This is a genomic window from Microbispora sp. NPDC046933 (genome assembly GCF_040644635.1).
In the GTDB taxonomy this organism is placed as follows: Bacteria; Actinomycetota; Actinomycetes; order Streptosporangiales; family Streptosporangiaceae; genus Microbispora.
In genome coordinates this window covers 89,779-104,812 of record NZ_JBEYWW010000032.1, presented here as the reverse complement: position 1 = coordinate 104,812, position 15,034 = coordinate 89,779, and the positions used below count along the sequence as shown (strand labels likewise).

Below are 15,034 nucleotides of genomic sequence, written 5' to 3'. Positions count from 1 at the left end.
GGTCTCCGTTTCCGGAGACCGGGCCTTCGACTCTTGGTAGCGGGGACAGGATTTGAACCTGCGACCTCTGGGTTATGAGCCCAGCGAGCTACCGAGCTGCTCCACCCCGCGTCGGCTCTTCGAGGTTATCCCGGTATCGGGCGGGAGGCAAACCGGAGCCCCGCGCCCGTGAGGACGCGGGGCTCCGGACGGGCTCAGCCGCTCGGTGCGGGGCTGGGAGTCGCACTGGCCGGTGGACTCCCGCTCGCACTCGGACTGGCGCTCGCACTCGGACTTGCGCTCGGGGCCGGGGACGCCGTGGAGGCGGGCGTCCCGCCCTTCAGCTTGGCCAGGTCGTCCAGCGCCTTCTTGAGCGAGGTCTGCGCGTCGCCGTACGCCTTCCAGTCGGGCGGGTCCGCCGACAGCGCCTCCTGCGAGTCGTCGTACGCCCGCTGGGCCCGGTCGAGCGCCGACGTCAGCGCCGTGGAGTTCTCCGGCGGGGTGACCTGACCGGGCGGCTGGTTCGGCGTCTGCTCCGGCGGTGTGGCCACGGTGCCGCCGAACACCTGCTCCAGCGCGTTGCCGAGCGTGGGACCGAAGCCGACCTTCTCGCCGTACAGCACGAGCACCCGGCGGAGGGTCGGATACTTGCCCGATGTCTCCGCGCGCGGCTGGATGTAGACCGGCTCGACGTACAGGAGGCCGCCGCCGAAGGGCAGCGTGAGCAGGTTGCCGTACAGCACGTCGGTGCCGCCGCCGCGCAGCAGGTTGAGCTCGGTCGACACCGTGGTGTTCGACTCGAACAGGTTCTGCGCCTGTGGCGGACCCTGGATCGCGGTCGTGCTCGGCAACTGCAGGATCTCCAGTGGCGGGTTCGGCGTGGCCGCCGTGGCGTCGACCGCCATGAACGCCGCCATGTTCTGCCGCTGGTTGGGCACGAACGTGCTCGTCAGCGAGAAGCGCTCGGTGTCGCTGCCCGGCATCTTCATCGTGACGTAGTACGGCGGCTGCTTGCTCTTGCCGGTCGCCGGGTCCTCGGGGACCTTCCAGAAGTCCTGGCCGCTGAAGAACGCGTTGGCGTCGGTGACGTGGTAGGAGGTGAGGATCTCCCGCTGGGCCTTGAACAGGTCGGCCGGGTAGCGCAGGTGGCTGCGCAGCGCCGGGCTGATCTGCGAGGCCGGCTTGACGACCCCGCCGAAGGCCTTCTGCCAGGTCTTGAGCACCGGGTCGGACTCGTCCCAGGCGTACAGGGTCACCGTGCCGTCGTAGGCGTCCACGGTCGCCTTGACCGAGTTGCGGATGTAGTTGATCTCATCCCTGGGCACCTGCGGGACGCCGAGCCGGCTGCTCTGGACGTCGGTGGTCAGCGACTCCAGGCTCTTGCGCTCGGAGTAGGGGTAGGAGTTGGAGGTCGTGTACGCGTCCACGATCCACACGATCCGCCCGTTCACCACGGCCGGGTACGGGTCGCGGTCCAGCGTGAGGAACGGCGCGACCTGCTGGATGCGCTCCACCGGCTCGCGGTTGTAGAGGATCCGGGACTCGGAGTTGATGTTCGAGTTCAGCAGCAGGTTGGTCTCGCCGTACTTCACCGTGTAGAGCAGCCGGCGGAAGAAGTTCCCGATCGAGACTCCGCCCTTGCCCTCGTAGGTGTTGTTGACCTGGCCGGTGTTGTTCTGCTGGTCGGCGCCCGCCTGTCCCTGCTGGGGGTAGTCCAGCTCGATCGGCTTGGCCGAGTCGGGCCCTCCGACGATCGAGTAGTCGGGCGAGTTCTCGCCGAAGTAGATGCGGGGCTCGTAGTCGCCGAGGTCGCCGACCGGCGGGATGTCGCGCTCGCTGAACTCCGGCAGGCCGCTGCTGTCCACCTTGTTGCCGGGCGCGGCGACGAAGCCGAAACCGTGCGTGTAGACCAGGTGATCGTTGATCCAGTTGCGCTGCCCGTCCGGGGGGCGGCCGATCTCGCGGACCGCCACCACCGTGTCGCGCGGCTTGCCGTCGACGGGATACCTGTCGATGTCGAGCTGCTCGGGGAACTGGTAGTAACCGCGGATCTGCTGCTTCTGCTGGAACGTCGGCGACAGCAGGCTCGGGTCGAGCAGGCGCATGCCGGGGATGGCCGACGCCTCGGTCTGCAGTACGGACGCGTCGGTGTCGGTCTTGGCGCTGTACTCCGTGACCTTCGCCGTGTCGACTCCGTAGGCTTTTCGGGTCGCGTCGATGTTGCGCTGGATGTACGCCTGCTCCTTGCTCTGCTGGTTCGGCTTGACCTGGAACTGCTCGACCAGCGAGGGGTAGACGGTGCCGATCAGGACCGCCGACAGCACGAGCAGCCCGAACGCCACACCCGGGAACATCCCGCCCGGCCTGATGACGCCGGCGAAGAAGATCAGCGCGCAGATGAGGGAGATGACCGCGAGGATCCCCTTGGCCGGGAGCACCGCGTGCACGTCGGTGTACGACGCGCCGAAGACCTTGCCGCGGTCGGAGAAGACCAGGCTGTACCTGTCGAGCCAGTAGGCCGCGGCCTTGAGCAGCACGAACACGCCGAGCAGCACCGACAGGTGCGACCGGGCGGCCCGGGTGGCGTGCACCCCTCCGGGCGAGGAGATCCGGAACCCGCCGTAGAGGTAGTGCACGATCACGGCCGCGATGATCGACAGGACCACGGCCGTGAACAGGAAGTTCAGCAGCATCCGCAGGAACGGAATCGTGAACACGAAGAACGACAGGTCGAGGCCGAACTGCGCGTCCTTCTGGCCGAAGGGCGTGCGGTTCGCGAACTCCAGCCAGGTCCTCCACTGCCCGGCCGTGGACGAGCCCGTGAACAGGGCCAGGACGCCCAAGCCGACCAGGAAGACCAGCCGCCGGTGCGGGTCGAGGGCCACCCGGTAGCGGTCGGCGCCCTGTGGCGCCCCGAACATCCCCGGCCCGAACATCGGACGGGTGCGGTGCGCGAGCACCATGTTGCCGCCCACGACGGCGATCATCAGGGCGGCGCCCACGACGAACAGCACCACCTGGGTGAGCAACATCGTGGAGAACACCGAGGAGAAGTTCACCGAGTCGTACCAGAGGTAGTCGGTGTAGATCCCCGAGAAGATCAGCAGTAACACGACGATCGCCACGACGGCGATCAGAACGGGTATCAGAAGGCGCGGCCGTCGGGGCAAGCGCACCGCCCGTCCGGCTCCGGGGCTCCGGAAGCTCAACGCTCAACCCCTTGTCTCAGATTGGCAGGGCCATGATTGTCAGAGGGCAACGGTCCGTGCTTGGAAACCTACACTGCGACCGGCGTGGTCGTGGTAACAGATCTGATCGTTCTCGTGACGCCCTCCGCCTCAAGACAGGCAGGTCACGGCCCCCGCGCGCACGGCGTACGCTCAGCCGGCCGGGCAGGCGGGAACCTCGCCCGAGTGGTCGCGCAGGGCGTCGATCGCCTTGATCGCGCCGTCCAGGGTCTCGACCCGCACCAGGCGCAGCCCCGCGGGCGCGGCCTTGACGGCGTCGGCGCAGTTGCCGGCGGGTGTGAGGAAGACCGTCGCGCCGGCCCGGCGCGCGCCGACCATCTTCTGCTCGATCCCGCCGATCGGGCCGACCTGGCCGGCCGGGTCGATCGTCCCGGTGCCCGCGATCGACATGCCTCCGGTGAGCGCCCCCGGCGTCAGCTTGTCGTAGATGCCCAGCGAGAACATCAGGCCCGCGCTCGGCCCCCCGACCTCGCCGACGCTGATGTCGACCTTGAACGGGAACCGGTAGCCCGACCGCATCTGGACGCCGACCTTGGACTTGCCGTCCTTGCCCGCCACGGTGCCGACCGGCACCTGCGTCGTGGCGCCGTCGCGCCTGACCGCGAACGTCACCTGCTCGCCCGGCTTGTGGCGCTGCACGGACGACGCGACGGACTCGAGCTCGCCCACCGCGGTGCCGTCCACCGCCGTGATCTCGTCGCCCGGCTTGAGCTTCCCGTCGGCCGGCGCCCCCTTGTCGGTCTTCGCCACGGTCACCACCTTCTCGATGGGGATCTTCAGCGCGTTCAGCGCGGCGGCGGTGGCCGACTGCTGCGAGTCGGTCATCTCCTGCGTGTTCTGCTCCTCGACCTGCTGGGCGGAGGTGGACTTCGGGAACAGCGTCTCCTCCGGCACCACGGCGACCGTCGGATCGAGCCAGCCGCGCAGCGCGGTGAGCAGGTCGAGACGGTTGTCCGGCCCGCCCCGGTACGCGACGGTGACCAGGCTCAGCCTGCCCTGCGTGGGATAGGTCTCACGGCCCGAGATCGTGATAACCGGTTTGCCCTTGACGTCCCCGATCGTGTTCTCCGTGGGACCGGGGCTCAGCACGACGTACGGCACCGGCAGCATGGCGCCGATCACGGCCAACGCGAGCGCGAGGAAGCCCGCGACCAGCAGGGTCAGAGCGCGTCGGGACATGGACGAACTCTATGCGTTCCGGGCTCCGGGCATTTCGCGGGCGCTAGTCGCAGGCGCCGACCCACTCGGCGTCTCCGTCGGCGAACACCTGGTGCTTCCAGATAGGCACCTCGTGCTTGAGGTCGTCGATCAGCCTGCGGCAGGCCTCGAACGCCTCGCCCCGGTGAGGGCAGGCGGCCGCGACGACGACGGCGATCTCCCCCAGGCGCAGGTCGCCCACCCGGTGGACGGCCGCCAGCGCCGTCACCCGATGGTCGGCCGCCACCTTCTCGGCGACCCTGCGCAGGTGCTCCTCGGCGGACGGGTGCGCCGAGTACGACAGGAGCGTCACCGGCCTGCCGCCGTCCTGCTCGCGTACGGTGCCGACGAAGACCGCCGTGCCCCCGGCGGCGTGGTCCTCCACCGCGCCCAGCACCTCGTCCACGGACAGCGGGGTGTCGCGAATGCCCAGCAATCGGATGACGTCCACGTCCCCGAGGTTAGTGCCTGAGCCCGATCAGGTGCGGCGCTTGCGGCGGGCGGCGCGGACGATCGCGGCCGTGCCGATGACCGCGACGGTCGCGCCCGCGGCGGTGATCGTGGCCTCCTTGCCCGACAGGCGGCGGCCGACGACCGCGTGCCTGCCCTCGCACAGTTCGAGCAGCTCCCGCAGGGCGGCCTCGTTGGTCCAGGCCGGCTTCCAGCCCGCCTCCCGCAGCGCCACGCCGTCGACCACCCAGGGATAGACCACGTAGTGCAGGTCGGTCGCGGCGGTCGGCGTGATGCCGAGCCGGTGCAGGCGCTGCGCGGTGCCGAACGTCACACCCGCCGGCAGCTCGAACCGCTTCAGGCCTGAGATCTCCTCCACCTGCTCCATCTCCAGCCAGCCCTCGGAGCCGACCGCCACGACCCCGCCGACCCTGCCCAGGGCGGCGGCCTCCAGCGCGGACACCAGGTCGTCGACGTGGCAGAACTGCCAGCGCGGCAGGCACCCCTTCACCACCAGCAGCCGCGGCGCCTCGAAGTGGCGGGTGATGACGGTGTCGACGCCCGGCCCGACCAGGGCGGCCGGCCGCAGCACGGTCACCTCCAGGCCGGGGTGCGCCCGCAGCGACCGCCGCACCAGGGCCTCGATCTCCAGGTGGTCGCCCACCAGGCCGGTGTCGGGCTCGGCCGCGACCGGGGCGTCCTCGGGCAGGGGCACCGGGTTGTCGGCGGCGGCGCCGTACACCATCGCGCTCGTCACCAGCACGACCCGCCGCACCCGGGCCGCGGCGCAGGCCGTGAGCACGGTCTGGGCGGCGCGCAGGTTGTAGCGGCGGCGCTCGGCGGGATCGGTGTCGAGCGACTCGTCCGTCCCGAGATGCACCAGGACATCCACATCGGAGATCCGGTTCGCCAAGAGCGGATCACGAATGTCCAGGACCCGCCAGGTGACGTCCGGAATGTCGCCGCGCTGCTCGTCGATGGCCACCACGCGGCGGAAATCCGCAGACGAGGCCACCTTCGCGAGGAACGCCCGGCCGAGACCGGAGGCGGCGCCGGTGACGGCGACGACGGGGGGACGCAGGCGTTTCGAGGTAGGCACGAGGTCCTCACTTTGCACTGATCCGCCCCACGGCGGATAACGTGGCGGATGTGGACTCCTCCATCCTGCACGAGGTGGCGCGGTGACTGACCTGCCAGGTCGCGAAAACGACCCCAACGACAACCCGTTCGCCATGTTCGGCAGCCCGGAGCAGATCGCCGCGGCCATGCGGCAGTTCGCCGACATGCTGTCCGCCTCACCGGAGGCCGGGCCCGTCAACTGGGACATGGCGAAGAACATCGCACGGCACGCCGTGGTCGCCGAGGGCGATCCGAGCGTTATGGAGGGCGAGCGACGCCAGATCGTCGAGGCCCTCAACCTGGCCGACCTGTGGCTCAACGAGGTGACCACGCTGCCGAGCGGCGTGACCACCCCGCAGGCCTGGAGCCGGTCGGAGTGGATCGAGAAGACGATCCCGGTCTGGAAGCAGCTGTGCGATCCCGTCGCCGCCCAGATGGTGGAGACGATGGGTGGCACGCTCGGCGCGTCGGGCCTGCCGCCCGAGGCGCAGGCCATGGCCGGGCCGCTCATGGGCATGCTCAAGCAGATGGGCAGCATGATGGTCGGCCAGCAGATCGGCCAGGCCCTCGGCTCGCTCGCCCGCGAGGTGGTCGGCTCCTCCGACATCGGCCTGCCCCTGTCGGACACCGCCGCTCTGCTGCCCGGAGGCGTCGCCGCCTTCAGCAGCGGCCTGGAGACGCCCTCGGACGAGATCCGCCTCTACCTCGCGCTGCGCGAGGCGGCGCACCACCGGCTCTTCCAGCACGTCCCGTGGCTGCGGGCGCACCTGCTCGGCGCGGTCGAGGAGTACGCCCAGGGCATCACGGTGGACGTGTCCGCGCTGCAGGACAAGCTCCAGGGGCTCGACCTCAGCGACCCGGAGCGGATCCAGGAGGTCCTGGGCGGCGGCGAGCTGCTCAAGCCCGAGGAGACCGAGCGGCAGAAGGCCGCGCTCACCCGTCTGGAGACCGCGCTCGCGCTGGTCGAGGGCTGGGTGGCCACGGTGGTCGACGCCGCCGCCGAGGGCAAGCTCCCGTCCGCCGCGGCACTGGCCGAGACCGTACGGCGCCGCCGGGCCACGGGCGGCCCGGCCGAGCGGACCTTCGCCACGCTGGTGGGCCTGGAGCTGCGCCCGAGACGGCTGCGTGAGGCGGCCGCCCTGTGGAAGGCGCTGGGCGACGAGCGCGGGATCGACGGCAGGGACGCCGTCTGGGGTCACCCCGACCTGATGCCCACCGCGGACGACCTGGACAACCCGGGGCCGTTCGTTAAGGGCGAGGCCGAGTTCGACCTGTCCGCGCTGGAAGAGCCCAAGGAACCGGGCTCCGACGGGGAGAGCGGCGAGTAGGGCCACTCACACGGACTCCGGCCGGGGCCGCCGCCCCGCGACACGCGCTTTTGTGTGCCGGTTTGTTTGCCGGGCCTCCTTCCGTCGTCGGAACGCGCGTGTCCGCGGGTTCGCCGGCTGTCGGTAGGCTGCGCCGGTGAGCCTGCATCGTGACGCGCAAGCCGTACTGGCCGGATGGGTCGCGCCCACCCCCGAGGAGGAGCGGCTCCGCGAGGAGTTCCTGACGCACCTGCGCGGCCACGAGGACGCGATGTGGCGCGAGTGCGCTCCCGGCCATCTCACGGCGACGACGGCCGTCCTGTCGCACGACGGCGAACGGGTGCTGCTGACCCTGCATCCCAAGGCCGGGATGTGGCTGCCCATGGGCGGGCACTGCGAGGCGTCCGACACCACGCTCGCGCAGGTCGCCCTGCGCGAGGCCACCGAGGAGTCGGGCATTTCCGGGCTGGTCCTGCTGGACGGCCCGCTCGCCCTCGACCGGCACAAGGTCTGGTGCCACCCGCCGCACAGCTGGCATCTGGACGTCGAGTACGGCGCGGTCGCGCCGCCGGGGGCCGAGGCGGTGATCAGCGACGAGTCCCTCGACCTGCGCTGGTTCCCGGTGGAGGAGATCCCGGAGCTGAGCGACGAGGCCACCAGGCGGCTGGCCCGCCGCGCCCGGTCCCTGTGCCGCGCCTGACATCTCAGGAGGGCGCGCCATCTGACCCTGGCCTATGGTCGGCCTGACTTCTGCACGGTTTGTGCACGTCACCCTTACACCCCCTTTCGCGACCGGTGGCTAGGGTCGGGTCGTGACCAAGGTTGACGTGGGCGGCGAGATCGTCTCTCCCCCACGCCGGAGGCTCCGGGTCTCCCCGCTCCTGGCGTGGATCGCGGTGGCGCCGTTCGCGGTCTGGGCGGTGGCCCGGCTCGCCGGCGTCGAAAGGGGCCCGGGCATCGCGTTGATGACCGGCACGCCGTACGTCGCGGCCGCGTCGCTCCTGGCGGTGCTGATCGCTCTGGCCGCCCGCCGCGCGGCGGTGATCGCGGTGGCGGTGGCGGCGTCGGTCCTCCTGGCGGCCGTGGTGCTGCCCCGCGCGGCCGGCTCGGCCCCCACGGCCTCCGGGCCGACGCTCCGGATCCTCACGGTCAACCTCTTCTTCGGCGCGGGCGACGCCGCGACCGTGGTGGACCTCGTACGCAGGCTCGATCCGGACGTGCTCAACACCCAGGAGCTCACCCCCGAGGCCGTCCGGGCGCTGGACGCGGCGGGCGTGGGGAGGCTGCTGCCGTACCGGCACCTGGAGGACGGGCCGGGGCCCTCGGGCAGCGGGATCTACGCGCGCCACCCCCTGACCGAGGCGCCCGACTTCGCGCCCGAGGGCGGCCACAACATGCCGAGGGCCCGGCTCACCCTGCCGTCGGGGCCGCCCGTCGAGATCGTCGACGTGCACACCCTCGCCCCGCTGGGCCGCGACGTGACCCAGTGGACCGCCGACCTGGCGGCGCTCCCGGCGGCGTCCCCCGGCGTCGTACGCGTCCTGGCCGGCGACTTCAACGCGAGCCTCGATCACGCCGCCCTGCGCGCGGTGCTCGGGCGGGGCTACGCGGACGCGGCCGACGCGACCGGCGACGGCCTGACCACCACCTGGCCGGCCGACAGGCGCTTCCCGCCGTTGATCACGATCGACCACGTGCTGTACGACCAGCGGGCGTCGGCGGTGAGCACAAGCGTTCACCGGGTCCCGGGCAGCGACCACCGGGCGTTCTTCGCCGAGCTTCGCCTGCCAGAACGGCTGTGACTCAGGTCAGCAGGGCCCGGGTGTTGTCCCAGCCTTCGAGGCCGGGGTCGAGACGGGCCACGTCCTGCGGTTTCCTGAGCCGGTGCCAGCCGGGGCCGGTGGCGACCATGCGGCGGCCCGGCGCCCGGCGGCGCATCGCCGCGACCACATCGGGCTCGTCGAGATCGGGCGCGGCCCACTCGGGGACCGGCAGGCGCGCCGCCACGGCGACGGCGCCGCCGCCCTCGGCCGGGCAGACCGCGAGGTGCGCCCGGCCGAGCTCCCGGAAGAGCTTTCCGATCAGCAGGGGCGGCAGGTCGGGCGCGTCGGCGCTGACGACCACCGCCTCCCCCTCCTGAGGCAGCGCCGCGAAGGCGTCGGCGGGTGAGGCGATCGGCAGGACGGGCGTGCCCGGCCAGGCGATGTCCTCGAGCCCCGGCACTCCGGCGGACAGGATCACCGGCCGCACCAGTTCGAGCCCGGCGACCATCTCGTAGGTGTCCTCGGCCATCGCCGTCAGGAACTCCGCCGGGTCGACGCCGGGCGGAGCCGCGTCGGCCATGCCCGGCGTGACCAGCACCGCGACGACCCGGCTCAACACTCCTCCGGGGCGCCGTTGGCCGCCATCGAGAAGCCCTCCAGGAAGCCCCTGGCACGTTCCGCCCGAGGGTAGCGCTCCACGAGTGCCCAGAAACGCGGGCCGTGACTCGGCACGAGCAGGTGGACGAGCTCGTGCATGATGACGTAGTCGACGACCCAGGCCGGCATGCCCCGCAGCCGGGCCGACAGCCTGATCGTGCCGTGGTCGGGCGTGCACGAACCCCACCTGTGGAGCTGGTTCTCCACCCACCGCACACTGGCCGGCAGGGCCTTGCCGTCCAGGTAGCGCGCCGACAGCTCCGCCGCCCGTTCGAGCAGGTCGTCGTCGCTCGGGCGTCTTCGCTGCTCCTTGGCCGCAAGGCGGTCGAGCATGCGGCGTACCCACTGCTCCTCGTCGGTCGTGCTCAGACCAGCCGGAAGCAACACGATGGTCTTGTCTCCATCGCGGTACGCGGAAACGGTTCGCCGCCGTCGTGCGCTCCGACGAACCTCGACTGTCTCGGGGGGCACATATGAAAGGTAGCCGACACGCGCCGAATTCCACAGGGGGTGGTACACGTTCTCCCTGGTCAATCGGGCGAACGTGACCTTGCGGGCGTGAAAACTACGGGGTTGCGGATATTCACCAACCACGATCACCCCGGTAATTATCCACAGCCCCGCTGGTTCCGACGCCGGGCCATCCCGGCGTATGGCAAGGTCTGGCGACTATGAGACCTCGCCTCAAGCCCGTCCTGCGCCGGGTCGAACGGGACGGCCGCACGCTGCAGTTCGGTGTCCATCCGCTGCGGGCCGTCGTGCTGACCGGCGTCGAGCCCCCCGTACGCCGCCTGATCGACGGCCTGGACGGCACCCGCACGCTCCGGCAGGCGGTGGCCGGCAGCGGCCTCGACGAGGCGTCCGCCCAGGAGGTGGTCGCCCGGCTCGCCGCGCACGGCCTGATCGAGGACGCCGCGGCCCGGCCGGAACCCCTCGCCGGCCTGCCGCTGGCCGAGCGGGACCGCCTCCGCCCCGAACTGGACAGGCTGTCGCTGACCTCCACCGACGGCGGCATGAGCGCCCTGTCGGCGCGCAGGGCGGCGCGGGTCCGCGTGTACGGCGCCGGCCGGGTCGGGGCGCGGGTCGTCACCCTGCTCGCGGCGGCCGGAGTGGGCCACATCTGCGTGGTCGATCCCGGCACGGCCACCGCCGCGGACGTGGTCCCGGGCGGGCTCGGCCACGCGGAGGCGGGGATGACCCGCGAGGAGGCCGCCGTGCTCGCGGCCCGGCGCGTCTCCCCCGCCGTCAACGCCTGGCCCGGCCGGGCCGCCTCCCGCCTGTCCGACGGCGGGGTGCGCCCGGACCTCGTGATCCTCGCGCCCGCCGCCCCGCTCGACGCCACGCTGGTCCACGAGATCGTCACCGAGGGCGTGGCACACCTGCTCGTCTGCGCCTTCGAGGGACACGGCTCGGTTGGGCCCTTCGTCGTCCCCGGGCTCACCCCCTGCCTGCGCTGCCTCGATCTCACCCGGCGCGACCGGGACCCTTCCTGGCCGATCGTGGGCGCCCGGCTCGGGGGTTACCCGGCGGGTGAGATCGCCTGCGACGTGGTGCTGTCCTGCCTGGTCGCCGCGCAGGCCGCCGGTCAGGCTCTGGCCTATCTCGACGAGGGACGCGTGCCGGACGGCCTGCTGGAGGTGTCGCCCGGCTGGCGCTGGCGGCACCGCCGCCTGGACGCGCACGACCGGTGCGGATGCCTGCGCTGCGACGTCGCCGGCCGCACCGCGTGACGGCGCCGGGGACGGCCCCTCACACGGCGCAGACGTCCCGGACCACCTCCAGGAAGTTGCGGATCACGGCGGTGCGACGCTCTCCGTTCCACACGACGCCGATCCGCCAGACCGCGGCCGGGTGGTCGATCGGGGTGATCGCCACCGTCGGCGGCGCGATTCGGACGGCGCCGGCCGGCACGAACGCCACGCCGACTCCCGCCGCGACCAGGGCCAGCACGGTCTGCAGGTCGTGCGCCTCCTGCACCGCGTCCGGGAGGGCGCCCACGGCGGTGCGGAGCCGGTCGACCTGCCGATCGAGCCCCGGCCCCCTGGCCGCGGCCAGCCGCACGACGCCGTGCGTCGCGGCCCACCCCGGGAGATCCGCCGCGGTGGCAGGCGGAGGACCGTGCCGCTCGGTCGCGGCGAGCGCGAGCCGGTCGGTGCCGATCGCCAGGTGCTCCCACTCGTCGCCGACGGGGAGCCGGACGAAGCCGACGTCGAGCTCGCCCGTTTCGAGCCGCTCGATCTGGGCCTGCGAGGACATGTCGTCCAGGGTCACGCTCACCTGAGGGTGACGGCGCCGGAAGTCCGCCACGGCGCGAGGGGCCAGGTCGATGCTCGACAGGCCGAAGCCGACCGCCAGCCTCCCAAGCTCACCACGAGCCATGCCGGCCATCCGCGCGGACAGGGCGTCGGCCCGGCGCAGCAGATCGTGCGCGTCCGGCAGCAGGAGGACGCCGAGATCGGTCAGCATGGCCCCGTGCCGCCCCCGGTGGAACAGCCTGCCGCCGACCCGCGCCTCCAGCGCCTGGATCTGCTTCGTCAAGGTGGGCTGCGTCACCGAGAGATCCCGCGCCGCGCGGCCGTAGTTGCGGTGCGCGGCGAGTGTGACGAACGCGCGGAGCAGGCCCAGATCCATTCCTGGATTCTATGGAAGTGCGATGAACATTCATTGGACGAATCGAAGCGGCCTGGGATGTCCTGGTGGTCCCGAAAGACGATCAGGAGGACGAGATGAGACAGGTCAGGGAGGACGGCGCGGCCGCGAAGGCGGTGCGGTGCGCGACCGTGCAGTTCGAGCACCGGCCCGACGACAAGGCCTACAACCTGAGCAGGATCGAGCACTTCGTCCGCGCAGCCGCGGCCGACGGGGTGAGGATCACCGCCTTCCCGGAGATGTGCGTGCTCGGCTACTGGCACCTGCGCCGGCACACCGCCGAGCGGCTGCGGGAGCTGGCCGAGCCCCTGACAGGACCGTCGATCGGTTTCGTGCGCGACCTGGCGGTCGAGCACGGCATGGCGGTGGGTGCGGGCTTCCTGGAGATCGACGAGGAGGGCCGGCTGTTCAACAGCTACGCGGTCTGCCTGCCGGACGGTCGCGTCCATCGCCACCGGAAGCTGCATGCGTTCGAGCACGAGGCCATCGGCAGCGGTGACTCCTACACCGTCTTCGACACGCCCTGGGGCTTCCGCGCGGGCGTCCTCATCTGCTGGGACAACAACCTCGTGGAGAACGTCCGGGCGACCGCGCTGATGGGCGCCTCGGTGCTGCTCGCGCCGCACCAGACCGGCGGCACCGCCTCCCGCAGCCCCCACGGCATGCGGCCGATCCCAGCGGAGCTGTGGCGGCGCAGACTCAGCGATCCGGAGGCGATCGGCGCCGAGTTGCGCGGGCCGAACGGACGCGGGTGGCTGATGCGGTGGCTTCCCGCGCGCGCCCACGACAACGGCCTGTTCATCCTGTTCAGCAACGGGATCGGCCAGGACGACGACGAGGTCCGCACGGGCAACGCCATGATCCTCGACCCGTACGGCAGGGTCGTCGAGGAGACCTGTGCCGCCGACGACGACATGGTCGTCGCCGATCTCGATCTCGAGTCGCTGCCGCTGTCGACCGGTCGTCGATGGCTGCAGGGACGGCGGCCGGAGCTGTACGGCATCCTCACCCAGCGCTTCGGGGACGAGCGGGACCCCCGAACCGCCCGGTTCGCCGTGGAGCCCGTGCCGGTCACACGGGTCCCCGGACATACGGACCGGCCCGGTTCCGGCTGACCCGGCTCGCGCGTCGAGCAGGCCGCCGTACGGCCCTCAAGCCTCTCACCAGCGGAAACTCCCGCAACGACAGCGGCGGTGTGACCAACGTCATAAACGGCCTATTTCCCCGAGAGGCTCGCGACCGCCGGAGCCGGGGCGGGCAGCCGATCGGAAATTGTGGTCGAAAGCACCCTTCATCGCCGACAATGGTCGTGTGAGTGACCTTCCCCACCGCGCCATGACCCGCTCGGCAAAGCTCGCGACACTCCCCCTCGGGTTCGCCGGCCGCACCGCGCTCGGACTGGGCAGGCGGCTCGGTGGCGCCTCCGCGGAGATCGTCGCCCAGGAGATCCAGCAGCGTACGGCCGACCAGATCTTCAAGGTGCTCGGCGAGCTCAAGGGCGGGGCCATGAAGCTCGGCCAGGCCCTGTCGATCTTCGAGGCCGCGCTGCCGCCCGAGATCGCCGGGCCCTACCGGGCGACGCTGACGCGCCTGCAGGACGCCGCGCCGCCGCTTCCTGCCGCCACCGTCCACCGGGTGCTGACTGAGCAGCTGGGCGACGACTGGCGGGAGAACTTCCTGGAGTTCGACGACCGGCCGAGCGCCGCGGCGTCCATCGGGCAGGTGCACCGCGCCGTGTGGCACGACGGCCGCCCGGTCGCCGTGAAGATCCAGTATCCGGGGGCGGGCAAGGCCCTCATCTCCGACTTCAACCAGCTCGCGCGGCTCGGCAAGCTCTTCGGCGCGCTGCTGCCCGGCCTGGACATCAAGCCGGTCCTGGCCGAGCTGAAGGAGCGGGTGTCCGAGGAGCTCGACTACCTCAAGGAGGCCGAGGCCCAGCACGCGTTCGCGCAGGAGTTCCGCGACGATCCGGACTTCCACGTGCCCGCCGTGATCGCGGCCAACGAGCAGATCCTCGTCACGGAGTGGATGACGGGAACTCCGCTATCCAAGATCATCACAGCCGGCACCCAGGAGGAGCGCAACCACGTCGGACTGCTGTTCGTCCGCTTCCTGTTCTGCTCCCCGGCCCGGGTCGGGATGCTGCACGCCGACCCGCACCCGGGCAACTTCTGGCTGACGCAGGACGGGCGGCTCGGCGTGCTGGACTTCGGGGCGGTCAACCGCATGCCCGGCGGCTACCCCGTCGCCTTCGGCAGGCTCACGCGCATCTTCAACCAGGGCGACATGGACACCGTCGTGCGCGGGCTGCGCGCGGAGGGGTTCATCCGCCCGCACATCGAGGTCGACGTCGACGCCCTGCGGGCCTTCCTCGCGCCGTACGTCGAGCCGACCCGGGTCGAGGAGTTCGCCTTCAGCAGGGAGTGGCTGCGAGAGCAGGCGGCGACCGTGGCCGACCTGCGGCCGAACAACGTGGTCCGCCAGCTCAACCTGCCCGCGTCGTACGTGCTGATCCACCGTGTGCACGCGGCCGGCGTCGGCGTGTTGTGCCAGCTCGGCGCCACCGCCCGCTTCCGCGACGAGGTGGTGCGCTGGGTCCCCGGCTTCGCCGACGAGACGGGTGAGTCCGAGGACAGCGCGCTCGCCCTCACCTGAGCCGGCCGCG

13 protein-coding genes and 1 tRNA gene are annotated in these 15,034 nt (G+C 71.6%); 6 read left to right on the top strand and 8 right to left on the bottom strand.

What is annotated here, in order from left to right:
- Positions 1-34: 34 nt before the first annotated feature.
- The 5 genes from ABZ857_RS33945 to ABZ857_RS33925 all read right to left on the bottom strand — a co-directional run bounded on the left by ABZ857_RS33945 (position 35) and on the right by ABZ857_RS33925 (position 5,973).
- Positions 35-111, bottom strand: a tRNA-Met gene (locus ABZ857_RS33945).
- 83 nt (positions 112-194) lie between these two features.
- A complete protein-coding gene (locus ABZ857_RS33940) occupies positions 195-3,155 on the bottom strand; it encodes a UPF0182 family protein (protein WP_357051429.1) in 2,961 nt (986 codons plus the stop codon).
- Positions 3,156-3,359: 204 nt separating this feature from the next.
- Complete coding sequence (locus ABZ857_RS33935) at positions 3,360-4,406, bottom strand: PDZ domain-containing protein (RefSeq protein WP_357051426.1); 1,047 nt, start codon at positions 4,404-4,406, stop codon at positions 3,360-3,362.
- A 43-nt stretch (positions 4,407-4,449) separates the two neighbouring features.
- Positions 4,450-4,875 carry a molybdenum cofactor biosynthesis protein MoaE gene (locus tag ABZ857_RS33930; protein ID WP_142564616.1) on the bottom strand — a complete coding sequence of 142 codons (426 nt, stop codon included), beginning with the start codon at positions 4,873-4,875 and terminating at the stop codon, positions 4,450-4,452.
- A 27-nt stretch (positions 4,876-4,902) separates the two neighbouring features.
- A complete protein-coding gene (locus ABZ857_RS33925; RefSeq protein ID WP_319018672.1) occupies positions 4,903-5,973 on the bottom strand; it encodes an NAD-dependent epimerase/dehydratase family protein in 1,071 nt (356 codons plus the stop codon).
- A 133-nt stretch (positions 5,974-6,106) separates the two neighbouring features.
- Here ABZ857_RS33925 and ABZ857_RS33920 point away from each other — a divergent pair, with 133 nt between their 5' ends.
- The 3 genes from ABZ857_RS33920 to ABZ857_RS33910 all read left to right on the top strand — a co-directional run bounded on the left by ABZ857_RS33920 (position 6,107) and on the right by ABZ857_RS33910 (position 9,102).
- Positions 6,107-7,321, top strand: coding sequence for a zinc-dependent metalloprotease (locus ABZ857_RS33920; RefSeq protein ID WP_357051439.1), 1,215 nt, complete (start codon positions 6,107-6,109; stop codon positions 7,319-7,321).
- Positions 7,322-7,457: 136 nt separating this feature from the next.
- Positions 7,458-8,000: an NUDIX domain-containing protein gene (locus tag ABZ857_RS33915; RefSeq protein ID WP_357051421.1), complete on the top strand. Its 543-nt coding sequence runs from the start codon at positions 7,458-7,460 to the stop codon at positions 7,998-8,000.
- Positions 8,001-8,112: 112 nt separating this feature from the next.
- Entirely contained in the window at positions 8,113-9,102 is a 990-nt protein-coding gene (locus ABZ857_RS33910) for an endonuclease/exonuclease/phosphatase family protein (protein ID WP_357051418.1), read from the top strand.
- A gap of 1 nt (position 9,103) precedes the next feature.
- Here ABZ857_RS33910 and ABZ857_RS33905 read toward each other — a convergent pair whose 3' ends face one another.
- The gene (locus tag ABZ857_RS33905) at positions 9,104-9,679 is read right to left on the bottom strand and encodes a hypothetical protein (protein ID WP_357051415.1); all 576 of its coding nucleotides are present in this window, start codon (positions 9,677-9,679) and stop codon (positions 9,104-9,106) included.
- Positions 9,676-10,191: a M48 family metallopeptidase gene (locus ABZ857_RS33900; RefSeq protein ID WP_357051412.1), complete on the bottom strand. Its 516-nt coding sequence runs from the start codon at positions 10,189-10,191 to the stop codon at positions 9,676-9,678. The genes ABZ857_RS33905 and ABZ857_RS33900 overlap by 4 nt, the downstream gene beginning before the upstream one ends.
- A 200-nt stretch (positions 10,192-10,391) precedes the next feature.
- Here ABZ857_RS33900 and ABZ857_RS33895 point away from each other — a divergent pair, with 200 nt between their 5' ends.
- Positions 10,392-11,450: a ThiF family adenylyltransferase gene (locus tag ABZ857_RS33895; protein WP_357051408.1), complete on the top strand. Its 1,059-nt coding sequence runs from the start codon at positions 10,392-10,394 to the stop codon at positions 11,448-11,450.
- 19 nt (positions 11,451-11,469) lie between these two features.
- Here ABZ857_RS33895 and ABZ857_RS33890 read toward each other — a convergent pair whose 3' ends face one another.
- A complete protein-coding gene (locus tag ABZ857_RS33890) occupies positions 11,470-12,351 on the bottom strand; it encodes a LysR substrate-binding domain-containing protein (RefSeq protein WP_357051405.1) in 882 nt (293 codons plus the stop codon).
- Between the two features lie 95 nt (positions 12,352-12,446).
- Here ABZ857_RS33890 and ABZ857_RS33885 point away from each other — a divergent pair, with 95 nt between their 5' ends.
- Together ABZ857_RS33885 and ABZ857_RS33880 are read left to right on the top strand one after the other, a co-directional pair.
- Positions 12,447-13,484: a nitrilase family protein gene (locus ABZ857_RS33885; protein ID WP_357051402.1), complete on the top strand. Its 1,038-nt coding sequence runs from the start codon at positions 12,447-12,449 to the stop codon at positions 13,482-13,484.
- Between the two features lie 196 nt (positions 13,485-13,680).
- The gene (locus ABZ857_RS33880; protein WP_357051399.1) at positions 13,681-15,024 is read left to right on the top strand and encodes an AarF/ABC1/UbiB kinase family protein; all 1,344 of its coding nucleotides are present in this window, start codon (positions 13,681-13,683) and stop codon (positions 15,022-15,024) included.
- The last annotated feature ends 10 nt before the right edge of the window (positions 15,025-15,034 follow it).